Genomic DNA, 22,812 nt, shown 5'->3' with positions numbered 1-22,812 from the left:
CCTTCGTATGGTCCCTGCCATCCTCCCCCATACGCGCCCGGTCCTGGCAAGCCCGGAACAGCGGACGGGCGCGTACGGGGGCGGCGGGGCACCCCGCGCGGCCCAGCGCGTCAGGCGGCGGGGCGCACCGCCGCGACCGACAGTCGCTCGCCGTCACCGTCCACATCCACCCGGACGGTGTCCCCGTCGAGCACGTCCCCGGCCAGGATGGCGCGCGCCAGCTGGTCGCCGATGGCCGTCTGGACCAGGCGGCGCAGCGGGCGGGCGCCGTAGGAGAGGTCCGGCGCCGGGGCGTCCACGACCGGCTGCCGCCCCAGCCAGGCGAGCCAGGTCAGCGCCCGGGCGGTGACGTCCAGGGTGAGCCGCCGGTCGCCCAGGCGGCGCTGGAGGTGGTCCAGCTGGATCCGGGCGATCCGCTCCAGCTGGTCCGTGCCGAGCGGGTGGAAGACGACCAGGTCGTCCAGCCGGTTGAGGAACTCGGGGCGGAAGGCGGAGCGGACCGTCTTCAGCACCTTCTCCTTCTTCTGCTCCTCCTTCAGCAGCGGGTCCATGAGGAAGTTCGAACCGAGGTTGGAGGTGAGGATGAGGATGGTGTTGCGGAAGTCGACGGTGCGGCCCTGGCCGTCGGTGAGCCGGCCGTCGTCGAGCACCTGGAGCAGCACGTCGAAGACCTCGTGGTGCGCCTTCTCCACCTCGTCGAGCAGGACGACGCTGTAGGGGCGGCGACGGACCGCCTCGGTGAGCTGGCCGCCCTCCTCGTAGCCGACGTAGCCGGGGGGCGCGCCCACCAGCCGGGCCACGCTGTGCTTCTCGCCGTACTCCGACATGTCGATCCGGACCATCGCCCGCTCGTCGTCGAAGAGGAAGTCCGCCAGCGCCTTGGCCAGCTCGGTCTTGCCGACGCCGGTCGGGCCGAGGAAGAGGAACGAGCCGGTGGGCCGGTCCGGGTCGGCGATCCCGGCGCGGGTGCGGCGCACCGCGTCGGAGACCGCGGCGACCGCCTCGGTCTGGCCGATCAGCCGCTTGCCGAGCTCCTCCTCCATGCGGAGCAGCTTCTGGGTCTCGCCCTCCAGCAGGCGCCCGGCCGGGATACCCGTCCAGGAGCCGACCACGTCCGCGATGTCGTCCGGGCCCACCTCCTCCTTGACCATCGACTCCTTGGCGCCGCCGGAGCCCTTGGCCGCCTCCTGCTCGGCCTCCGCCTCCGCGGCCTTGGCCAGCTCCCGCTCCAGGGACGGGATCTCCCCGTACAGCAGCTTGGAGGCGGTGTCGAAGTCGCCGTCGCGCTGGGCGCGTTCGGCCTGGCCGCGCAGGTCGTCGAGGCGCTCCTTGAGCTCACCGACGCGGTTGAGGCTCTGCTTCTCCTTCTCCCAGCGGGCGGTCAGGCCGCGCAGCTCCTCCTCCTTGTCGGCGAGGTCCTTGCGCAGCTTCTCCAGCCGCGCCACGGAGCCGGCGTCGGTCTCGTTGCGCAGCGCCAGCTCCTCCATCTTCAGCCGGTCCACCGCGCGCTGGAGCTCGTCGATCTCGACGGGCGAGGAGTCGATCTCCATCCGGAGCCGGGAGGCGGCCTCGTCGACCAGGTCGATGGCCTTGTCGGGGAGGAAGCGGGAGGTGATGTAGCGGTCGGAGAGGGTGGCCGCGGCGACCAGCGCGGAGTCGGCGATCTGGACCTTGTGGTGCGCCTCGTAGCGCCCCTTGAGGCCGCGCAGGATCGCGACGGTGTCCTCCACGGTCGGCTCGGCGACCAGCACCTGCTGGAAGCGCCGCTCCAGCGCCGGGTCCTTCTCGATCCGCTCGCGGTACTCGTCGAGCGTGGTGGCACCGACCATCCGCAGCTCGCCGCGGGCCAGCATGGGCTTGAGCATGTTGCCCGCGTCCATGGCAGAGTCGCCGCCGGCGCCCGCGCCGACGACGGTGTGCAGCTCGTCGATGAAGGTGATGATCTGGCCCTCACTGGCCTTGATCTCGGCCAGGACGGTCTTCAGCCGCTCCTCGAACTCGCCGCGGTACTTCGCGCCGGCGACCATCGCGCCCAGGTCGAGGGAGACCAGCCGCTTGTTGCGCAGCGACTCGGGGACGTCGCCCTTGACGATCCGCTGGGCCAGCCCCTCGACGACCGCGGTCTTGCCGACGCCCGGCTCGCCGATCAGCACCGGGTTGTTCTTCGTCCGGCGGGAGAGCACCTGCACCACCCGGCGGATCTCCTGGTCCCGGCCGATGACCGGGTCGAGCTTGCCCTCGCGGGCCGCCGCGGTGAAGTCCGTGCCGAACTTCTCCAGCGCCTTGTACGTGCCCTCCGGGTCCGGGGTGGTCACCCGCTGCCCGCCGCGGCTCGCCTCGAAGGCGGCCAGCAGCTTCTTGGCGGTGGCGCCCTGCTGCTCCAGCAGCTCACCGGTGCGGCCGCCCTTGGTGGCGATACCGATGAGCAGGTGCTCGGTGGAGATGTAGGCGTCGCCCAGGTCCTTGGCGCGCTGGGCGGCGTCGGCGATGGCGGCGAGCAGCTCGCGGTCCGGCTGCGGCGGGGCCACGGTCGAGCCCTGGACGCTGGGCAGCCCGGCCAGCTGCCGCTCCGCGCCGGAGCGCAGCTGCGCGGCGTCCGCCTCGACGGCCGCCAGCAGATCCATGATGTTCTCGTTGTCCTGCCCCGCGAGCAGTGCGAGCAGGAGATGCGCGGACGTCATGTCCGCGTGCCCGGCGGCCACCGCCCGCTCACTGGCGGCGCTCAGCGCCTCCCGGCTCTTGTTGGTCAGCTCGGCGTCCACGTCTGCCTGGTCCTCCTCGTGTCCTCGTGCGATCCGGCGCTCGGCGCGCTTCCCTAGCCAATCCTGCCTCGGTTAACGTGCGATAAGTTGAGTCTATTCCACTCAATGCATTCGCTCACGCTTACGAGTGAAGATCCGACCATCGGCCTCATCCCGCTGGCGGCGGCCCGTGACACTGGCCTTCGACCACAAGGAGGTGCAGCATGACGGCTATGGCACAAGAGCCGATGGCCACGGACACGGAAACCCTCCTGGACTTCTTTCTCAGCCTGGACACCCCTGAGGGGTTCCGGGCCGAGCTAGTCGAGGGGGAGATTGTTGTGACACCGCCCACGGACGGCGATCACGAGGACTACCTGAGCATCATCGGCAGGCAGGTGACGCGAAGGTCCGCAACCGACATGCAGATCTCGGGCTGCAAGGGACTCGTCCTTCCCCACGCGGAGAACCAGCCCGCGGACCATGTGATCCCCGACGCCACCATCGCCCCCTACGCGTTGCGCCTCTTCCGAGGTGCGGAGCCATGGATGCCCAGTGACGGTGTCGACATGGTCGTCGAGGTGACGTCGAGCAAGCCCCGCCATGACCGCGTCACCAAACGGCACGCCTACGCACGTGCTGCCATTCCGCTCTATCTTCTCGTCGACCGCGGCAAGTCCGTGGTCACGCTCTTCAGCGAGCCGAAGGACGCCGACTACCTCACCACCCACACCGCCCCCTTCGGCGACCGCCTCCCCCTCCCCGCCCCCTTCTCCTTCGACCTGGAGACAGCCGACTTCGTGTGACCGGCCAGGGGCCGCCCGCCGCGGCCCCCACTACCCTGGCCCCCATGGCCCACGACCTGAGCGCGCTGTCCCCCGAGTACCTCGCCTTCTGGGGCGAGTACCAGATGCCGACCCTGACGACCCTGCGGGCCAACGGCACCCCGCACGTCGTCCCGGTCGGCGTGACCTACGACGCCGGGCAGCGGATCGCGCGGATCATCACCCGCAAGGACAGCACCAAGGTCAAGAACATCCTCGCCGCCGGCCCGGACGGGGCGCGCGTGGCGGTGTGCCAGGTCGACCGCGGTCGCTGGGCGACCCTGGAGGGTGTCGCCCGGGTGCGGACGGACGCCGAGACGGTGGCCGACGCGGTGCGCCGGTACGCCGAGCGGTACGGCCGGACCCCGGAGCCCAACCCCGACCGCGTCATGATCGAGATCGCGGTGACCAAGGCCCTCGGCCGGGCCTGAGGCCGCCGCGGCCCCGGCCAGGTCTGGACCTGGCCGAAACCGGATGCTCCAGATCCACCGTCGGGCGCCCACCTGGTACTCAGGAACGGCAGGAACCGAACACCTCCGCACATCGACGAGCGGCATCGGACCTGTCCCGGGCAAAAAGACGGCAGCTGGAGGCCGCATGGCGTCGGCATTAGGCAGCACGACGACCGTTCCGCGCCGCCCGCCGCGGCGGAAGCGCACGATCCGGCCCCGGCCGTACGCCGAGAACTGCCCCCGGTGCGGCGGCCAGTTGGCCGTGAATCAGGACGGCTGGAAGATCTGCCATGCCTGCGGATACGCCTCGCCACCCGGCGCAGCCCCTCCACCCCGGGCCCTCGGCGGGGGTATCGTCGCCCCCACAGTCGCCACGCCCCGGAGGGCACGATGAACTCGGTCCGAGTGACGGCGATCGCCTGTCTGATGCCGCTGTCCGAGCTGGACGAGGATCCGTTCCTGGTCGATGACCGCAGCCAGCACGCCATGTGCAAACAGTGGGCGGCAGCCCGTGACTACCGTCTGACCTGCCAGCTCAGCCTGCACCAGCTGCGCGCCGACCACAGCGCACTGTGGCACGACGTGGAAGAGGGCCTGGTCGACGTGTTCGTCACGCCCAACCGGCGGGCGCTGGAGTACGCGATCGACGGCGCCGACGAGTTCACCGCGCGGTGCGCGGCAGCGGGGGTCCGGCTGGAGACCGCCGACCTGGACGAGCCGGTCTACACCCTGGCGATGAAGTCGCAGGTGCACCGGCGGCTGTCGATGCCGACGGCCGGGTACAACGGCTGCTGACCGCAGGCGGACGACGCGGAGCGCGGGGACGCCGGACACACACGAAGGGCCGGGGTGGTGTGGGCGGTTTCTAGCGGTCGTTGCAACACGTGGTCGGTTGTCTAGGCCGCGAGCAGTTTATGCAGGCGCTCGGCTGGGGTTTCCCAGCCGAGCGTTTTGCGTGGGCGGCCGTTGAGTTCGGTGGCGACGGCGGCCAGGTGCTGCGGGGTGTGGACGGACAGGTCGGTGCCCTTGGGGAAGTACTGCCGCAGCAGGCCGTTGGTGTTTTCGTTAGAGCCGCGTTGCCAGGGGCTGGCCGGGTCGCAGAAGTAGACCGGGATGCCGGTGGCGATGGTGAACGAGCCGTGTGCGGCCATCTCACTTCCCTGGTCCCAGGTCAGGGACCGTCGAAGGTGGGAGGGCAGGGTCTGGGCCGTGGTGACCAGCGCGTCGCGGACGCGCTCGGCGCCGTGGTCGCCGGGCAGGTGCAGGAGCATGACGTAGCGGGTGGCGCGTTCGACCAGAGTGCCGATGGCCGACTTGCCGTCCTTGCCGATGATGAGGTCGCCTTCCCAGTGGCCGGGGCCGGCACGGTCGGATGCTTCCGCGGGCCGTTCGCTGATCATGACCATCGGTGTGGTGAACCGTGGCTGGCGGGAGGCGACCTGACGGTGGGGTTTGCGGCGGGCGCGGCCTGAGCGCAGGGCTCGGGCGAGCTCGCGGCGGAGCTCTCCACGTCCCTGGACATAGAGGGCCTGGTAGACCGTCTCGTGGACCACGTGCATCTCCGGCCGGTTGGCGAACTGTGCCCGCAGAGCCTGGCAGATCTGCTCCGGGCTCCACCGTAGGGTCAGGCGGTCCTGGATGAAGTCCCGCAGCTCGGGGTTCTGGCCGATCTTGCCCGGCTTGGGTCGCGGCCTGCGGGCGTCGGCACGGGCCTGGGCGGCGTGCGGGCGGTACTGGCCGCTGTCGGGGTGCCGGTTGCGGCGGATCTCCCGGCTGATGGTGGACGGGCTGCGGCCGAGCTCGGCGGCAATCGCCCGGACTGTCGCCTTCTCCCGGAGCCGGTCGGCTATGTGGATCCGATCGGCCTCACGCAGATATCGGGAAGGCCCGGAAGGCGGCACCACCGCGTTGATCGGTGGTGCCGCCTTCTGTCTGCGGTCGGCGCTACGACCGTTGCGCCACTTCCTGCCGGTCCGGGCATCGATCCCGACGAGTCGGCAGGCTTCCTTGTTGCTGTAGCCCTGCTGCACGAGCCGGGAGTATTCCGCGCGCTCCCGGCCCAGCTTCACAGGGCCCTGAGCCGTCCGGTCCCTTCGGATCTTGAAGTCCATTGCATCCCCTGAGCTGGGGTGTTGCAACGACTACTAGAACTCAAGGTGCCCACCCCGGCCCTTCGTCGCGTGGACCACGGCCTCACTCCGACGACCGCTTGGGCCGCCAGACCACCAGCGCACTGGTCTGCTGCACGTCCTGATACGGCACCAGGTCGCGGCGGTAGGAGGCGTGCACCGCGGCCTCCCGCTGCCGCATCGCGCTGGCCGCGCCCTCCAGGGCGCCCTGGAGTTCGGCGACCCGCTGCTGGAGGGCCGCGACCTGGTGCTCCAGCTCGATGATGCGCTTGATGCCGGCGAGGTTGATGCCCTCCTCCTGCGACAACTGCTGGACGGTGCGCAGCAGTTCGATGTCGCGGGCGGAGTAGCGGCGGCCCCGCCCGGCCGTGCGGTCGGGCGAGACCAGGCCCAGGCGGTCGTACTGCCGCAGGGTCTGTGGATGCAGGCCGGAGAGTTGGGCCGCGACGGAGATGACGTACACCGGCGATTCGTCGGTCAGTTCATAGGGGTTACGACGCTGCCCGCCCCGGCTGTCCATCTCATTCTCCCTTCGCGGCCTGGAACAGCTCCGCCCGCGGGTCCGGGCCCGCGGTCGCCTCGCGATAGGACTCCAGCGCTTCCTTCGCCTTGTCCCCGAGGTCCTTGGGAACGGCCACCTCTATGGTGACCAGCAGATCACCTCGGGTGCCGTCCTTGCGGGTCGCGCCCTTGCCGCGGGCCCGCATCGTGCGTCCGTTGGGAGTGCCGGCCGGCAGTTTCAGCGTGACCGGCGGGCCGCCCAGCGTCGGCACCTTGACCTCGCCACCGAGCGCGGCCTCCGGGAAGGTGACCGGCACCGTGACGGTGAGGTTGTCGCCCTTGCGGCCGAAGACCGGGTGGGCGCCCACGTGGACGACCACGTACAGATCGCCGGCCGGGCCGCCGTGCTCGCCCGGTGCGCCCTTGCCGCGCAGCCGGATGCGCTGCCCGTCCGAGACGCCCGCGGGGATGCGGACCTGCATCGTGCGGGCGCTGGAGGCCCGCCCGCTGCCCTTGCAGACCTCGCAGGCGTCCTGGGCGATCAGGCCGCGGCCCTTGCAGTCGGCGCACGGGTCGGTGAGCGAGAAGCCACCGCCCGCGCCCCGGCTGACCTGTCCGGTGCCGACACAGGTCGGGCAGACCCGAGGCGTACCGTTTTTGTCGCCGGTGCCGGAGCACGCCTTGCAGGGCGCCTGGCTGGACATCCGCAGCGGGACCGTGGCCCCGTCGACCGCCTCGGTGAAGCTGAGCGTCACCTCGGACTCGATGTCCTGGCCGCGGCGCGGCTGCGTACGGGTGCCGGAACCACCGCGGTTGAACAGGCCGCCGAAGACGTCCCCGAGCCCGCCGCCGAAGCCGCCGGAACCCCCCGAGCCCCCGGCGCCTCCGAAGAGGTCGCCGAGGTCGAAGTTGAAGTTCCCGCCTCCGCCGGGACCCGGCCGGAAGCCGCCGTTGCCGAACAGCGCCCGGGCCTCGTCGTACTCCTTGCGGCGCTTGGCGTCGCCGAGCACGTCGTTGGCCTCGGAGATCTCCTTGAAGCGCTCCTCGGCCTTGGCGTCGCCCTTGTTGGCGTCCGGGTGGAACTCGCGGGCGAGCTTGCGGTACGCCTTCTTGATCTCCGCTTCGGTGGCGTCCTTGGGGACGCCGAGGACCTTGTAGTAGTCCTTCTCGACGAAGTCCTTGGTGCTCATCCCCGACGTCCCTCCTTCCGCGCGGTTCTCGACTCTGCCCGTACGTCAGCCCTTGTCCGGGCCACCGCTCTCCTTGTCCGCAGCCTTGGCACCCTTGGCTCCCTTACCGCCCTTGGCGCCCTTGGCCTCCTCGTCGGAGGCGGACTTGGCGCCCTGTGCGCCCGGCTGCGGCTCGGCGACCGCGACCCGCGCGGGGCGGATCGTGCGCTCACCGATGCGATACCCGGGCTGCAGGATGGCGACGCATGTCGTCTCCGTGACGTCGGGCGCGTACGAGTGCATCAGCGCTTCGTGGATCGTCGGGTCGAAGGGCTCGCCCTCCTTGCCGAACTGCTGCAGACCGAGCTTGGCGACCACGGTCTCCAGCGACTCGCCCACCGACTTGAAGCCGCCGAGCAGTTCGCCGTGGTCCCGGGCCCGACCGATGTCGTCGAGCACCGGCAGCAGCTCGGAGAGCAGGTTGGCGACCGCGATCTCCTTGACCGTCACACGGTCGCGCTCCACCCGGCGGCGGTAGTTCTGGTACTCCGCCTGGAGCCGCTGAAGGTCGGTGGTGCGCTCGTTGAGCGCGGTGCGCACCTGGTCCAGCTGGGCCTGGAGCGCGACGTCCTGGACGTCCCCGGCCGGGGCCGAGCCCGCCTTGTCGGCGGACTCGGCCTGCGCCGCGTCTTCGGAAGCGGCATCGGAAGGGACGTCGGGCTTCTCCTCGAAGCCCGGGGTCTCCTCCGTCACGCCGCACCACCCTTGGCGTCCTTGGGCTTCTCGTCGTCGACGATCTCGGCGTCCACGACGTCGTCCTCGGCCTTGGCCTGCTGGCCACCGGCGGCACCCGCGGCGCCGGCCGCACCCTGGGCGGCCTGGGCGTCGGCGTACATGGCCTGACCCAGCTTCTGCGAGACGGCCGCGACCTTCTCCGACGCGGTGCGGATCTCGGCCGTGTTGTCGCCCTCGGCGGCCTCGCCCTTGAGCTTCTCCTTCAGCTCGCCGACGGCGGTCTCGACCTCGGTCTTGACCTCGGCGGGCACCTTGTCCTCGTTGTCCTTGAGGAACTTCTCGGTCTGGTAGACCAGCTGCTCGCCCTGGTTGCGGGTCTCGGCGGCCTCGCGGCGCTTGTGGTCCTCCTCCGCGTACCGCTCGGCCTCCTCACGCATCCGGTCGACCTCGTCCTTCGGCAGCGAGGAGCCGCCGGTGACGGTCATCTTCTGCTCCTTGCCCGTGCCCAGGTCCTTGGCGGTCACGTGCATGATGCCGTTGGCGTCGATGTCGAAGGAGACCTCGATCTGCGGGACACCGCGCGGGGCCGGCGGCAGACCGGTCAGCTCGAACATCCCGAGCTTCTTGTTGTACGCCGCGATCTCGCGCTCGCCCTGGTAGACCTGGATCTGCACGGACGGCTGGTTGTCCTCGGCCGTGGTGAAGATCTCCGAGCGCTTGGTCGGGATCGTGGTGTTGCGCTCGATCAGCTTGGTCATGATGCCGCCCTTGGTCTCGATACCGAGGGACAGCGGGGTGACGTCCAGCAGGAGGACGTCCTTGACCTCGCCCTTGAGGACACCGGCCTGGAGGCTGGCGCCCATGGCGACGACCTCGTCCGGGTTGACGCCCTTGTTGGCCTCCTTGCCGCCGGTCAGCTCCTTGACGAGCTCGGCGACGGCGGGCATACGGGTCGAACCGCCGACCAGGACCACGTGGTCGATCTCGGACAGCGAGATGCCGGCGTCCTTGATGACGTTGTGGAACGGGGTCTTGCAGCGGTCGAGCAGGTCCGCGGTCAGCTGCTGGAACTGCGAGCGGGTGAGCTTCTCGTCCAGGTGCAGCGGGCCCTCGGCGGACGCGGTGATGTAGGGCAGGTTGATCGTCGTCTCACTGGACGACGACAGCTCGATCTTCGCCTTCTCCGCGGCCTCGCGCAGGCGCTGGAGCGCCATCTTGTCCTTGGAGAGGTCCACGCCGTGGCCGCCCGCGAACTGCTTGACCAGGAAGTCGACGACGCGCTGGTCCCAGTCGTCACCACCGAGGTGGTTGTCACCGTTGGTGGCCTTCACCTCGACGACGCCGTCACCGATCTCCAGCAGCGACACGTCGAAGGTGCCACCGCCGAGGTCGAAGACGAGAATGGTCTGGTCTTCCTTCTCCAGGCCGTAGGCCAGGGCGGCCGCGGTGGGCTCGTTGACGATGCGCAGGACGTTGAGACCCGCGATCTCACCGGCCTCCTTGGTGGCCTGGCGCTCGGAGTCGTTGAAGTACGCCGGGACGGTGATGACCGCGTCGGTGACCTTCTCGCCGAGGTAGGACTCCGCGTCCCGCTTCAGCTTCTGCAGGATGAACGCGGAGATCTGCTGCGGGTTGAAGTCCTTGCCGTCGAGGTTGATCTTCCAGTCAGTGCCCATGTGGCGCTTGACCGAACGGATCGTCCTGTCGACGTTGGTCACCGCCTGGCGCTTGGCGACCTCGCCGACCAGCACCTCGCCGTTCTTGGCGAAGGCGACGACGGACGGCGTGGTCCTGGCGCCCTCGGCGTTGGTGATGACGGTGGGCTCACCGCCTTCGAGAACACTGACGACGGAGTTCGTCGTGCCCAGGTCGATGCCGACCGCACGTGCCATTTCGATTCCTCCAGCTGACTTGAGTGGAACAGGCTCAAGGGTGCAGCACCGAGCCGAAGCTGTCAACAGACCTGAGTCGGAGGCGCTCAACTTTTATGTCACCCTTATCGTCACCAGGTCATTCCGGAGGACGTCGGGACCGGCCCGACGGTTGCCCGCGCGACACAGATCACCGGCCGGGCGGCTTCAAGGGGCCCCGAATACTCGGTAACCTCAGCCGCAGACCCAAAAAGTTACCGCTTAGTAGTTCCGCTCGGATCTCCACGGCCCGGCCGTTCCGATCACGCGGAGCCGTCAAGATTTCGCCCGCTCTCGCAGGTTCGAGGAGCCCCCAATGCAACTCGCCGCGATCATCGTGTCGCTGGTCCTAATCGCGGTCGGCGTCGCGCTGTTCGGCCGTGCCATCCTGCAGATCTACCGCCACATGCGGCTAGGCCAGCCGGTACCCGCCGGAACCCGGACCGACGAGCCCGTGCGGCGGACCGGCACGGTGGTCAAGGAGTTCCTCGGCCACACCCGGATGAACCGCTGGGGCGTCGTCGGCGTGGCGCACTGGTTCGTGGCGGTCGGCTTCTTCTCGCTGCTGCTGACGATCGTCAACGCCATCGGCCAGCTCTTCAAGGCCGACTGGATCCTGCCGATCATCGGGGACTGGACGCCGTACAACGTCTTCGTCGAGTTCGTCGGCACCATGACCACGCTCGGCATCCTGGCCCTGATCGTCATCCGGCAGCTGAGCAAGCCGAACAAGCCGGGCCGCAAGTCCCGCTTCGCCGGCTCCAACTTCGGCCAGGCGTACTTCGTCGAGGCCGTCATCCTCATCGTCGGCATCTGCATCTTCATGCTGCACGCCCTGGAGGGCGCCCAGCACCACGTCGACGGCTACGAGGCGTCCTTCTTCATCTCGTACCCGGTCGTGGCGTGGCTGAAGGGGCTGAGCGTCGGCACGCTGCAGAACCTCACCTACCTCTTCGCCGGCGTGAAGATCGCGACCTCGTTCATCTGGATGATCACGGTCGCGCTGAAGACCGACATGGGCGTGGCCTGGCACCGGTTCCTGGCGTTCCCCAACATCTGGTTCAAGCGCGAGGCGGACGGCGGCACGGCGCTCGGCGCCCTCCAGCCGATGACGTCGGCGGGCAAGCCGATCGACTTCGAGGACCCGGGCGAGGACGACCAGTTCGGCGTCTCCCAGATCGAGCACTTCTCCTGGAAGGGCCTGCTGGACTTCGCCACCTGCACCGAGTGCGGCCGCTGCCAGTCGCAGTGCCCCGCGTGGAACACCGGCAAGCCGCTGTCCCCGAAGCTGCTGATCATGTCGCTGCGCGACCACGCGCACGCCAAGGCGCCCTACCTCCTGGCCGGCGGCGGCAAGGATGCGGAGGGCAACGAGAAGGCGACCGAGGAACAGCTCAAGGACGTCCCGGCCGCTGCTCTGGCCGAGGCCGAGCGCCCGCTGATCGGCACCCTCGAAGCGAACGGCGTCATCGACCCGGACGTGCTGTGGTCCTGCACGACCTGCGGCGCCTGCGTCGAGCAGTGCCCGGTGGACATCGAGCACGTCGACCACATCGTCGACATGCGCCGCTACCAGGTCATGATCGAGTCCTCGTTCCCGTCCGAGGCGGGCACGATGCTCAAGAACCTGGAGAAGAAGGGCAACCCCTGGGGCCTGGCCAAGAAGCAGCGTCTGGCCTGGACCAAGGAGGTCGACTTCGAGATCCCGGTCGTCGGCAAGGACATCGAGGACCTCACCGAGGTCGACTACCTCTACTGGGTCGGCTGCGCCGGCGCCCTGGAGGACCGCGCCAAGAAGACCACCAAGGCGTTCGCCGAGCTGCTGCACATCGCGGGCGTGAAGTTCGCGATCATGGGCGGCGACGAGGCGTGCACCGGTGACTCGGCCCGCCGCCTGGGCAACGAGTTCCTCTTCCAGCAGCTCGGCCAGCAGAACGTCGAGGCCCTGAACATGGCCTTCGGCGAGGACAGCGAGGACGAGTCGACGAAGAAGCCGAAGGCTTCCAAGAAGATCGTCGCCACCTGCCCGCACTGCCTCAACACGCTCGGCAACGAGTACCCGCAGCTCGGCGGCGACTACGAGGTCATCCACCACACCCAGCTGCTCCAGCACCTCGTCGACGAGGGCAAGCTGATCCCGGTCACCCCGGTGGAGGGCATCATCACCTACCACGACCCGTGCTACCTGGGCCGCCACAACAAGATCTACACGCCCCCGCGCGAGATCATCGGCAAGGTCCCGGGCCTGCGCAACGAGGAGATGCACCGCCACAAGGAGCGCGGCTTCTGCTGCGGCGCCGGCGGCGCCCGGATGTGGATGGAGGAGCGGATCGGCAAGCGCATCAACAACGAGCGCGTCGACGAGGCCCTCTCGCTGAACCCCGACATCGTCTCCACCGCCTGCCCGTTCTGCCTCGTCATGCTGACCGACTCGGTCAACGGCAAGAAGAACGACGGCAAGGCCAAGGAGTCCATCCAGGTCGTGGACGTGGCCCAGCTGCTGCTGGACTCCGTCAGGACGCCGATGGATCCGCCGTCGGACGAGGAGGAGCCGGCGGATGCGCCGGAGCCGGAGCCGGTGAAGTAGCTCCCCGACCGAAGTGGTTCCTCGGCGTTCCGGACGCCGAAACGGTGACGGCCGGTCCCTTCGGGGGCCGGCCGTTCCGCTGCGCGGGGCCGGTCCGCCGCGCGGGACGGTCGGGTGCGGTGACGGTCGCCACCGCCCCCCAGGGGTACCCCCTAGGGGATGTCACAGCTCGGCTCCAAAGGGCCGTCAGAATTCTCCGCGGGCCACCCCGCGTCGTGGGACCAGGTACTTTCGAAAGCGTGGCTGGATTCAGGATGGGGCGCGGACGGGATGCCCGCCCCGCACAGGACGGACAGCAGGCCGGGGCCCAGGGGCCGCAGGCGTACGGGCCGCCGGCTTCGTACGGGCGGCAGGCCCCGCCCCCGCAGGGTCAGTGGCCGTCGGCGCCGCAGCCGTACGGCGCCGCCCAGGCCGGGCCGGCCCCCCAGGGGCAGCCCGAGTACTTCGGCGACGGCGGGTACCCGGCGGAGCCGTCGTACGCGCCCTACGACAACCGCAACAACGCTCCGGGTCACACCCAGCAGTTCAGCGTCGGCGACGCCCCGGACGGCTACGGCACGTACGGGGACGGGTACGGGTCGGGCGACGACCAGTACGCGCAGGGCGGGACCTACCGCGCCGGGCAGACCAGCGCGCCGCCGGCCGGCCCGCGGCTGCACTGGAAGCAGCTGCTGTCCGGCGTCGTGCTGCGGCCCACGCCCACGTTCTGGCAGATGCGGGACCACGCGCTGTGGGGCCCGGCGCTGATCGTCACCTTCGTCTACGGCCTGCTCGCGGTCTTCGGCTTCGACAAGGCCCGTGAGGACGTGATCAACCAGACGATCGGGAACAGCCTCCCGTGGGTGCTGCTCACGTCGGTGATGTTCATCCTGGGCAGCCTGATCCTGGGCGCGGTCACCCACACCATGGCCCGCCAGCTCGGCGGCGACGGCGCCTGGCAGCCGACCGTCGGCCTGTCCATGCTGGTCATGACGATCCCGGACGCGCCGCGGCTGCTCTTCGCCATGTTCCTGGGCGGCGACAGCGCGCTGGTCCAGGTGCTGGGGTGGGCCACCTGGCTCGCCACCGGCTATCTGCTGACCTCCATGGTCGGCAAGTCGCACGACCTGCCGTGGCCCAAGGCCCTGGGCGCCTCCGCGATCCAACTGGTCGCGCTGCTGGCCCTGGTGAAGCTCGGCACGCTGTAACCGGCGCACGACGCGGTCCGGCCCACGGATCGAGGGGCCCGTTCCGAAAGGACGTCACCGACGTCTCTCGGAACGGGCCCCTCGTCGTGCCGGCGCGGGAGGCCCGCTCACGGCGTCCGACGGCCGGTCAGGCGAATCGCTGCCCCGCCGAGCCGTCGCACTTCTGGAGCCGCACCGGGTCCTTCGCCGCACCCAGCGTCAGGCAGAGCGACGACGCGGCGGCCGGCCGGAGGGTGCCGCCGTCCCGGACGAACTGCTGGTTGGCCGCGCCCGAGCAGTTCCACAGCACCAGCCCGGCGCCGGCCTCGTAGCGGGCCCCCGGCACGTCCAGGCACCGGGCCTGGGTCAGCTCCACGTGCAGCGACTTGCGGTCCTGGTCGTACCACCAGCCCTGGTTGCGCTGCCCGTTGCAGTCCCAGCCGCCGACCGCGGTGCCGTTGCGGGACAACCCGCCGGTGGCGTCCATGCAGGTGCCGGTCGCGGCGTTCTTCAGCGGCCGGTAGGCGTCGTCCCAGGCGCCCGGGTACAGCTTGGGCTGCCCGGTGTTCGCCGGGTCGGTGCAGGACGCCTCGCGCAGCTGCGGCGCCGCGTACAGCTGGGTCAGGCAGGACGCGAACGCGCCGTGCCCGCGGGCGTTGGGGTGGAAGGACTGGCGGACCGAATTGGCGTCCGGCGGGAAGGGGTTGGAGATGTTCACGTACAGCCCGCGGGCCCAGGTCTCCGACATGCACACCTCGTGCCCGTGGAAGAGCCGCGAGGAGTCGAGGTAGGTGGCGCCGGTGTCCTGTGCGATCTTCCGCATGCCCCGCTCGAAGGTCGGCACCGCCGTGTTGCGCCCCCATCCGGCGTCCGAGGTGTACCCGGTGCAGCCGCCCGGGATCTTCCCCGGGTACTGGGGGTTGTCCTCGACGTCCGGACCGATCGGGCTCGGGTACGACATCACCACGAGGCGGTAGTCGCCGTCGGCGTACCCCGCGTCCCGCATCACGGTCCGCAGGTCCCGCACCGTGGCCTCGACCTTCGGCACCAGCCCGTCGACCCGCGCCTGCCATCCCGGCTGGTACTTGGGCTCGCAGGTCCCCTGGAACAGGAACCAGCGCTCGACGCAGTCCGTCATCACCGGCCCGAACTGGAGGTCGTCGTTGGCCCCGGCGACCAACAGCACCATTTTCAGCCGGGTGTTGCGCGCCGCGATCGCCAGGCTGTCGCTCTGCACCAGTTCATCGGCGTACTGCTTGCTGCCGCCGATCCGGATGTTGCCGGTGTACGCCCCCGAGCACGCCGCGTTGTACGTCACGTCCGCGGCGATCCCGGTCCGGTGGATCGCCGAGTCCGGCGACCGGTGGCACCAGTTGGTGGGCCCGTCGGTGCCCGGCTCGTACGTCCCGACGCCCTCGCCGGAGATCTCGCTGTCGCCCAGCGAGATCAGCGAGGTCTTCCGGTCGTCGAGCGGCCGCACGGCGGCGGCGCCGTACAGCTTGGTCGCCTCCCGCGCCCGGATCCGTTCCAGTTCCGGCGACAGCGGCTGGACGGCCGGCCGCCCGGCCGTCGCCACGGTACCCGCCGTCGCGCCGGTGACCCCGGTGGCGCTGGCACCGCCCGCCGTCACCGTGAACGCGGCGGTCAACGCCGCCGCCGACACCGCCACGGCGGCCCGTAACCGCCGCCCTCGTGCACGTCCGCTCCCTCGCGGCCCGCGTCTCGCACGCACCATCGGACCTCCCCTCCGGTCTGCTGTTACCGCCGGTTTCTACTCGGAGGTACAGAACGGTGGAACACCCGGAACAGAACTGGCCGAAACGCGTGCCACAAAAAGCCCGCGAGCCCGCAAAGTACGCGGGCTCGCGGGAACGGAGAACGCCGTGCGGGCGCCCGTCAGGCGTCGAGGATCTGACCGTCCCGCCGGACCACCGGCGGCTCGACACTCCAGGGGAAGTTGATCCAGTCGTCCGTGCGCTTCCAGACGTACTCGCACTTCACCAGCGAGTGCGACTTCTCGTAGATCACCGCGCTGCGGACCTCGGCGACGGTCCCCTGGCAGAAGTCGTGCACCAGCTTGAGCGTCTTGCCGGTGTCGGCGACGTCGTCCGCGATCAGGACCTTCTTGTCCGAGAAGTCGATCGCGTTGGGCACCGGCGCGAGCATCACCGGCATCTCCAAGGTGGTGCCCACCCCGGTGTAGAACTCGACATTCACCAGGTGAATGTTCTTGCAGTCCAGCGCGTACGCCAGACCGCCGGCCACGAACACCCCGCCCCGGGCGATCGACAGCACGATGTCGGGCTCGTACCCGTCATCCGCGATCGTCTGCGCCAGCTCACGTATCGCTCCGCCGAACCGCTCGTACGTCAGGTTCTCCCGCACGTCACCCACGACTCTCCCAGACCTTCTCTTCGTCTCCGGGGGCCCGTGCCGGCCCCGCCTCGCACCCTCGCGCGGGGTGCCTCACACCTGCGTACGGTGGAAATTCTTGAACGACCGGGACGGCGTCGGACCGCGCTGTCCCTGATACCGCGAGCCGTAGCGCTCACTGCCGTACGGGTGCTCCGCCGGCGAGGTCAGCCGGAACATGCACAGCTGCCCGATCTTCATGCCCGGCCACAGCTTGATCGGCAGCGTCGCGACGTTGCTCAGCTCCAGCGTCACGTGCCCGCTGAACCCCGGGTCGATGAAGCCCGCGGTCGAGTGCGTCAGCAGCCCGAGCCGTCCCAGGCTGGACTTCCCCTCCAGCCGCGAGGCGATGTCGTCGGGGAGCGAGATGACCTCGTACGTCGAGGCCAGCACGAACTCACCGGGGTGCAGGATGAACGCCTCGGCGCCCTCCGGCACGACCTCGCGGGTCAGGTCCGCCTGCTCGACGGCGGGGTCGATGTGCGGGTAGCGGTGATTCTCGAACACCCGGAAAAAGCGATCGAGCCGCACATCGATGCTGGACGGCTGCACCATCGACTCGTCGTAGGGGTCGATGCGCACCCGACCTGCGTCGATCTCGGCCCGGATGTCCTTGTCTGAGAGAAGCACGCAGACGAGGATACGCGCCCGCGCACCCCCGGCCGTACGACGAGGGCCCGGCCCCACCGGGGACCGGGCCACTACGACCTCACGCCGACGTCACGTGCGAAGATCACCGCCGACCTTCACCGCGACCCCGCGACCGCCGCTACCGCTTCGCGTGCTCCACCGGCACCGAGTGCCGCAGCCGAGCACAGCGCGGGCAGCGCAGCAGCCGCCCGGGGCCGAGCCGGTCGGTGGTCTGCATGGGGAACGAAGCGGTGCTGAAGACGTGCCCCTCGGCACAACGTACGACGGTGCGCTCCATCAAGTCCCTCTCCCAACTGCGTGGACAACAAAAGCCACATTAGGGGATGAACTGGGCGCACTCGCAGGCGGCACTCCGATGCCCCACCGTACGCCCCAACTCCCTTCCCCCGCACCCGCGTCCCGCCCCGACACCCCTGCGCGCGCCCCCGCGCGAGACACCCTCCGAGGCCCCCACCGCACCCCCGGACATGCCAAATGCACCGCGAAGCGGTGATGGGGTAGAGTGTGCGAGGACGCTCCGCCTCCAGGCTGGTTCCCTCCAGACCGGGCGGTGTTACGCGGGTGTAGTTTAATGGTAGAACATGAGCTTCCCAAGCTCAGAGCGCGGGTTCGATTCCCGTCACCCGCTCCATAGTTGAGGCCCAGGTCAGCGACCTGGGCCTTGTTTGTTGTCTAGACCACTCTCGGGCTGCCCAGCCCTCCGCCAGCCCCATCTGCCGGCTGAGGCGTAAATTTCGCGCACCCCCGCACCGAGCCAGGCACCTTGGGAGTCGACCTTCTCAAATAGCGAGACGCATTTTCTGTGACTTGGGTCACCGACATCTGAGGTGTCGTGAGATTACGGATGCAAAATGGGCCCTTGGCAAGGGAGTTCGTCTGACCCCTGCCCGCGCTCCGGGCGGCGAACGCAACTCCGCCTAAAACACAGCGCAGCGTAGAACTCGCGCGGATAGGCGTGGGCTTACGGGCGTCGCCTGGGGCGGTTGTCCCAGCGGTGGGTGGTCCAGGATCGTCGGATCAGGCTGCGGACGGTGATGATCGTGTCCGCGAGGTCGAAGAAGGCGTCGATCACGACGGCGCGGCGTTCGTAGCAGCGGGAAAGACGGTGGAAGGCGTTCTGCCAGGCGTGGGTGCGCTCGACGTGCCACCGCCGGCTCGCCTGAATCGGTGCTTTCTCGCCCTTGTGCGCTATCTGACCGTGCAGCCCGCGTTCGTCGAGCAAGGCGCGGGCCTTGTTCGAGTCGTACCCAGCGTCCAGGTGCACCGTGATGTCGTCGGGCAGCGGCCCGAGTTCCGCGAGGCGGTCCAGGGTCGGGGCCGGCAGCGGAGAGTCGTGACAGTTCGCCCCGGCCAGAACGCGGCCGAGCGGGATTCCGTAGCGTCAGTCATGCCGGAGCGTTTCAGGCCCTGTTTTCCCCGGTCGACCGGGGAGCGCCCGGCGACCTCACCGCCGCCGGGTGCCTTGGTGAGGGAGCCATCGATGGCGATCTGATCCAGCATCAGGCCGACGATGCGGTCGTAGGAATCGAGCGCGATCTGCTTCAACTGGCTGAAAATGCCCAGGCGGATCCACTCATCGCGCCGGCTGCGGATGGTGCTGGCCGATCAGGTCGTGTCAGCGATCGCCCCACCGCAGCAACTGCGGAAGCTTGTCGAACACGATCCGGTCACTGATGCGCGGACGGTGGCAGCGCAGAGGATGGTCCGGGCGGTAGAGCCGCCGCTCGGGCAGCAGCGCCGAGAACTGGTCCCACAGCGGTTCGGTCCGCCATGACGGAAGAACAGGCACAGGTCCCCCCGGCGATCGCAGAGCGTCGCGCTGAAGCCGGCAGCAGCGATGGCCTCGACTGCCTGCGTCCGACTGATAGGCCCTTCCCGAACGTCGCCGCATCGTGGGCGCACCCCAGAGTTGACCATCCCACCCCAGCATTGTCATCATTGATGACAGCATTGATGATTGCGGGAGTGAGGGAGGGACATGGTTGTGGGCAAGGGCCGGGCGGTGCGGTTGTCGCCGGAGCTGATCGTGGAGGCAGCCGTACGGATCGCGGCGCGGGCGGAACCGGACGGGCTGACCGGACGCGCTCTGGGGGAGGAACTGGGCGTGGACCGGTCGGCAGTCTGGCGGCATTTCGCGGACCGGGACGCACTGCTGCTGGCGGTGGGTGACCGGCTGCTGGCCATGGCCGTGGAGCGTGTGCCCGACGGCCTGGGGCCGCGGGAGGTTCTGCAGGAGCTGGCCCGCTCCCTGGTGGAGGTCTTTGAGGCCCACCCGTACGTCGGTGCGGCCGTCGCGTGCCGGACCACCCGCGGCCCAGGGGAGTTCGCCGCGATGGAAACGATGCTCACGGCGCTGGAGGAGATCGGTCTGGACGCGGGCAGTGTGGCCCGCTACCAACGGATGCTCGCCGACACCGTGCTGGCGTACGCGGGCATGCGTGCCGGGTATGCCGCGCTCCCGCAGGAGGTGCGCGCCGCCGACGAGCGTGCCTGGGCCGGGGCGTACGCCACCATCTCCCCCGAGCGTTATCCGGCCATCACCACGCACCTGCCCCACCTGGCTGCGCAGGACGACGAGGCCGTCTTTCAGACGCTGATGGAGGCGTTCTGGCTGGCGGTCGACGCAACCGCCCGCACCACTCCCAAGGACGACGCCGATGTCTGACCATCGCCCTGCTGTGGAAGCCGCCGGCGAGGCTGACGAGGCCGTCGACACGGACCACAAAGCCCCCCAGGACAGCAGTCCTGGACCGGCAGCCAGCTCGCGGTCCGCTTCCGCTGCCGGTCCCACCACCCGGGCCGTGGAGCAGACCGACCGCACCGTGGCCGCCTCGCGTTCTGCAAAGCCGCGGACACGGCGCGTACTACGGCGCACCCTCATCGCACTGCCAATAGCGCTTGGCGTGCTGGTGGCCGGCTCCTACACCGCCACCGCGCTGCTGGACATCCCCTCCCCACCCACGCTGGTCCAACTGCTGACCACCGAGCCCTCGCGGCAGGGCGACCTGTTCGACACCCGCACCATTCCCGCCTCCGCCACGCCGGCACCTCTGCCCGTCCACGACGAGTCGCTACCTGCGACCGTGCCATGGAAGGGCGAGCGGGTGACGGTCGAGCAGTTCCTGACGACCACCCACACCAATGCCTTCCTGGTCCTCAGGAATGGCCGGCTGACCCACGAGTGGTACCGCGACGGGGTGGGCCCCACCACCCGCCTGTCCTCCTGGTCGGCTGCCAAGTCGGTGGTGTCCCTGCTCGCCGGGCAAGCCATCGAACAGGGCAGACTCCGGGAAGACGACCGGCTGGTCGACATCCTGCCCCAGCTCAAGACCGGCGGGGCCTACGACACCATCACCGTGCGCGACCTCCTGGACATGACGTCGGGTGTGGACGTCCCGGAGAACTACAACGAGTACTACCCGCTGACCGGCACCGCCCGGATGTACCTCTCCCGGGACCTGCCCGCCTTCGCGCAGGACCATCGCGACCTGCAGTTCCCGCCGGGCAGCCAAGGCGCCTACCGCAGCATCGACACCGAACTCCTCGGACAGGTCCTGGCCAAGGCCCAAGGACGGCCGCTGGCCGACCTCCTGGCGGACAACATCTGGGCACCGATGGGAGCACAGGACAGCGCCACCTGGAACCTCGACCACGACAACGGCCACGAGAAGGCGTACTGCTGCATCAACGCCACCCCCCGCGACTACGCCAAGCTCGGCCAGCTCGTCCTGAACAACGGCCACGCCCAGGGCAAACAGATCATCCCCCCGGCATGGATCAAGCGCATCGCCACCCCAGCACCCCACAAAGTCGACGGCTGGGGCTACTCCGCCCAGTGGTGGCATCCCCCCGGCGGCAACGGCAAGGACTACTCCGCCCTCGGCGTGTACGGGCAGTACATCTACGTCGACCCCATAAGCAGGACCGTCGTGGTCAAACTCAGCGACTACGGCGACCAGCAAGACGAACAGGAGACCTTCGACGCCCTGCGCGCCATCGCTCACAGCGGCTGACCTGCGCCTGTCGTGCTGTCACGGGTACCCCGCGCCTATCTGCGCGAGCTCGTAGGCAGGACCGTTCAGTTACTGAACGGTCCTGCCTACGCTGCGCATTGCCCTCTGGATTGGGGAAAGCCGACGCCTCAGCCGGAGTGCTTCCGCTCCTCCGCCTGAAGTTGCTCGGCTGCCTCCCGACGCTGCTGACGCACCTCGGCGTCGATGCTCTTCGCGAGCTTGCGCTGGTGCTTCTTCTTGGAGTGCTGGTAGATCAGCTGAGCCTTGGGGCTGGACTGGCCCGCGCGGACCATGAGGTCCTTGAGCTTCGCACCGGAGTCGGCCGCCAGGGTGTTACCGGTATGGCGCAGATCGTAGAAGCGGAAGTTGTCCGGCAGTCCCACCGCGATGCGTGCCTTGCGCCACTTGCGCCCGAAGGAGGACCGTCGCAGAGCGGCCCCGCGCTCGCCCACGATGAGGAGTCCGTCCGGTTCCTTCTCGGCGAACCACTGAAGGTGGCGACGCAGCTCGGGCACCAGGAAATCAGGCAGGTACACGGCACGCTTGCCCGCTCGCGACTTCGGATCGCCGATCACCTTCTTGCCGTTGGTCAGCTCCGGCGCGGCGCGCCTGATCCACACCACGCCCTCGTCGACGTCGATGTCGCTGCGACGCAGCTCGGCGAGTTCTTCGGGACGCAGGGACGCGAAGGCCCCGAGGAAGATCATGATGCGCCAGCGTGGTCCGATGGCTTCGGCCAGCGCATAGACCTGTTCGACCTCGGCGACGTCGCGTTCGTCGGCCTCCTCCTTGCCGGCGCCCTTGATACGGCACGGGTTGCTCTTGAGGAGATCGTCGTCGACCGCGGTCTGAAGGATGGCCTTCAGCAGGCGGTAGGACTTGGCCACCATCGTCTTCGCACCGTTGGTCGCCTTCAGCCGCTCGGCTCGCCAGACGCGCACATCCGCCGGTTGGATCTCGTCCAGGTCCCACGTGCCGAACGTGGGCGTGATGTGCTTGGTGAGCAAGCGGGTGTACAGGTCCTCGGTGGTCGCTGCGAGGCCGCGCTCGTTGACCCACTTCCTGGCGAAGTCCTCGAAGTTGACGGCGCCGGCGTCCGGGTCGGTCCAGTGCTTGCGCTCGATATCGGCCTGGGTCAGTGCGAGCCAGGTCGTTGCCTCCGTCTTGGTCTCGAACGTCTTCGGCGCATAGCGCCGCTTGCCGTCCGGTGCCCAGTAGCGGGCTTGGAAGCGCCCCGACTCGGTCTGGCGCACACTGCCGAATTCACGCCGCCGCTGCGGCTTGCGCGCCATCAGGCAGCCTGACCGTAGCCGGAGCGGAACCGTCGTGCCGGCTGAACGGTGCGGGCCGCTATATAGGCGGCGAGCACGCTCTCGGCGATACGGACGTGCCGCCCGACCTTGACGAAGGCGATCCGGCGCTCAGCGACGAGGCGGCGGGGGAAACGCTCCGTGGTGCCGAGGCGCTCGGCGACCTCGGGGATGGTCAGATAGCGCTCGGACGCGCTGGAAGAAGGCATGGA

General features: G+C 69.4%; 19 protein-coding genes, 1 tRNA gene and 1 pseudogene. 8 read left to right on the top strand and 13 right to left on the bottom strand.

Annotation, left to right across the window (positions count from 1 at the left end; all coding sequences use genetic code 11):
- Positions 1-110: 110 nt before the first annotated feature.
- Complete coding sequence (gene clpB, locus MOV08_RS22430; RefSeq protein ID WP_275308662.1) at positions 111-2,762, bottom strand: ATP-dependent chaperone ClpB; 2,652 nt, start codon at positions 2,760-2,762, stop codon at positions 111-113.
- A gap of 203 nt (positions 2,763-2,965) precedes the next feature.
- On the opposite strand from clpB, the gene MOV08_RS22425 reads away from it, so the two are divergent.
- From MOV08_RS22425 to MOV08_RS22415, 3 genes are all read left to right on the top strand, one after another.
- The gene (locus MOV08_RS22425) at positions 2,966-3,547 is read left to right on the top strand and encodes a Uma2 family endonuclease (protein WP_203232564.1); all 582 of its coding nucleotides are present in this window, start codon (positions 2,966-2,968) and stop codon (positions 3,545-3,547) included.
- A 44-nt stretch (positions 3,548-3,591) separates the two neighbouring features.
- The gene (locus MOV08_RS22420; RefSeq protein ID WP_039641305.1) at positions 3,592-3,996 is read left to right on the top strand and encodes a pyridoxamine 5'-phosphate oxidase family protein; all 405 of its coding nucleotides are present in this window, start codon (positions 3,592-3,594) and stop codon (positions 3,994-3,996) included.
- A 411-nt stretch (positions 3,997-4,407) separates the two neighbouring features.
- Positions 4,408-4,812 (top strand): hypothetical protein, encoded by a 405-nt coding sequence (locus tag MOV08_RS22415; protein ID WP_039634961.1) that lies wholly within the window; start codon positions 4,408-4,410, stop codon positions 4,810-4,812.
- A gap of 101 nt (positions 4,813-4,913) precedes the next feature.
- Here MOV08_RS22415 and MOV08_RS22410 read toward each other — a convergent pair whose 3' ends face one another.
- The 5 genes from MOV08_RS22410 to dnaK form a co-directional block, all read right to left on the bottom strand.
- A complete protein-coding gene (locus tag MOV08_RS22410; RefSeq protein ID WP_275307072.1) occupies positions 4,914-6,128 on the bottom strand; it encodes an IS30 family transposase in 1,215 nt (404 codons plus the stop codon).
- Between the two features lie 82 nt (positions 6,129-6,210).
- Positions 6,211-6,666, bottom strand: a complete 456-nt coding sequence (locus tag MOV08_RS22405; RefSeq protein ID WP_039634959.1) for a heat shock protein transcriptional repressor HspR — start codon at positions 6,664-6,666, stop codon at positions 6,211-6,213.
- A 1-nt stretch (position 6,667) separates the two neighbouring features.
- The gene (gene dnaJ, locus MOV08_RS22400; protein WP_275308661.1) at positions 6,668-7,837 is read right to left on the bottom strand and encodes a molecular chaperone DnaJ; all 1,170 of its coding nucleotides are present in this window, start codon (positions 7,835-7,837) and stop codon (positions 6,668-6,670) included.
- Between the two features lie 45 nt (positions 7,838-7,882).
- Entirely contained in the window at positions 7,883-8,569 is a 687-nt protein-coding gene (grpE, locus tag MOV08_RS22395) for a nucleotide exchange factor GrpE (protein ID WP_039634955.1), read from the bottom strand.
- Positions 8,566-10,443 carry a molecular chaperone DnaK gene (gene dnaK / locus MOV08_RS22390; protein WP_275308660.1) on the bottom strand — a complete coding sequence of 626 codons (1,878 nt, stop codon included), beginning with the start codon at positions 10,441-10,443 and terminating at the stop codon, positions 8,566-8,568. Before dnaK ends, grpE begins: the two co-directional genes overlap by 4 nt.
- 334 nt (positions 10,444-10,777) lie before the next feature.
- On the opposite strand from dnaK, the gene MOV08_RS22385 reads away from it, so the two are divergent.
- Both MOV08_RS22385 and MOV08_RS22380 read left to right on the top strand, forming a co-directional pair.
- Positions 10,778-13,048, top strand: coding sequence for a (Fe-S)-binding protein (locus tag MOV08_RS22385; protein WP_275308659.1), 2,271 nt, complete (start codon positions 10,778-10,780; stop codon positions 13,046-13,048).
- Positions 13,049-13,302: 254 nt separating this feature from the next.
- A complete protein-coding gene (locus MOV08_RS22380; protein WP_039634948.1) occupies positions 13,303-14,235 on the top strand; it encodes a Yip1 family protein in 933 nt (310 codons plus the stop codon).
- 127 nt (positions 14,236-14,362) lie between these two features.
- On the opposite strand, the gene MOV08_RS22375 is transcribed toward MOV08_RS22380, so the two are convergent.
- From MOV08_RS22375 to MOV08_RS22360, 4 genes are all read right to left on the bottom strand, one after another.
- Positions 14,363-15,949: a ricin-type beta-trefoil lectin domain protein gene (locus tag MOV08_RS22375; protein ID WP_275308658.1), complete on the bottom strand. Its 1,587-nt coding sequence runs from the start codon at positions 15,947-15,949 to the stop codon at positions 14,363-14,365.
- A 161-nt stretch (positions 15,950-16,110) separates the two neighbouring features.
- On the bottom strand, positions 16,111-16,608 hold the full coding sequence (locus MOV08_RS22370) for a phosphoribosyltransferase (protein ID WP_067349512.1): 498 nt from the start codon (positions 16,606-16,608) through the stop codon (positions 16,111-16,113).
- A gap of 72 nt (positions 16,609-16,680) precedes the next feature.
- Entirely contained in the window at positions 16,681-17,256 is a 576-nt protein-coding gene (gene dcd / locus MOV08_RS22365) for a dCTP deaminase (RefSeq protein WP_039634942.1), read from the bottom strand.
- Positions 17,257-17,395: 139 nt separating this feature from the next.
- Entirely contained in the window at positions 17,396-17,554 is a 159-nt protein-coding gene (locus tag MOV08_RS22360) for a hypothetical protein (RefSeq protein WP_016573140.1), read from the bottom strand.
- A gap of 280 nt (positions 17,555-17,834) precedes the next feature.
- Here MOV08_RS22360 and MOV08_RS22355 point away from each other — a divergent pair.
- Positions 17,835-17,908, top strand: a tRNA-Gly gene (locus MOV08_RS22355).
- A 330-nt stretch (positions 17,909-18,238) separates the two neighbouring features.
- Here the strand turns inward: MOV08_RS22355 and MOV08_RS22350 are convergent.
- A pseudogene (locus MOV08_RS22350) lies at positions 18,239-19,066 on the bottom strand (IS5 family transposase).
- A gap of 189 nt (positions 19,067-19,255) precedes the next feature.
- Here MOV08_RS22350 and MOV08_RS22345 point away from each other — a divergent pair.
- Positions 19,256-19,942, top strand: a complete 687-nt coding sequence (locus MOV08_RS22345) for a TetR/AcrR family transcriptional regulator (RefSeq protein WP_275308657.1) — start codon at positions 19,256-19,258, stop codon at positions 19,940-19,942.
- Entirely contained in the window at positions 19,935-21,290 is a 1,356-nt protein-coding gene (locus MOV08_RS22340) for a serine hydrolase domain-containing protein (protein ID WP_275308656.1), read from the top strand. The genes MOV08_RS22345 and MOV08_RS22340 overlap by 8 nt, the downstream gene beginning before the upstream one ends.
- 128 nt (positions 21,291-21,418) lie before the next feature.
- On the opposite strand, the gene MOV08_RS22335 is transcribed toward MOV08_RS22340, so the two are convergent.
- A complete protein-coding gene (locus MOV08_RS22335) occupies positions 21,419-22,585 on the bottom strand; it encodes a tyrosine-type recombinase/integrase (RefSeq protein WP_275311853.1) in 1,167 nt (388 codons plus the stop codon).
- Complete coding sequence (locus MOV08_RS22330) at positions 22,582-22,809, bottom strand: excisionase family DNA-binding protein (RefSeq protein WP_159502965.1); 228 nt, start codon at positions 22,807-22,809, stop codon at positions 22,582-22,584. Before MOV08_RS22330 ends, MOV08_RS22335 begins: the two co-directional genes overlap by 4 nt.
- Between the last annotated feature and the right edge of the window lie 3 nt (positions 22,810-22,812).

Origin of the sequence: Streptomyces yunnanensis, from assembly GCF_029011865.1 — a bacterium.
Classification (GTDB): Bacteria; Actinomycetota; Actinomycetes; order Streptomycetales; family Streptomycetaceae; genus Streptomyces; species Streptomyces yunnanensis.
This window is presented reverse-complemented; position numbering and strand designations above follow the sequence as displayed.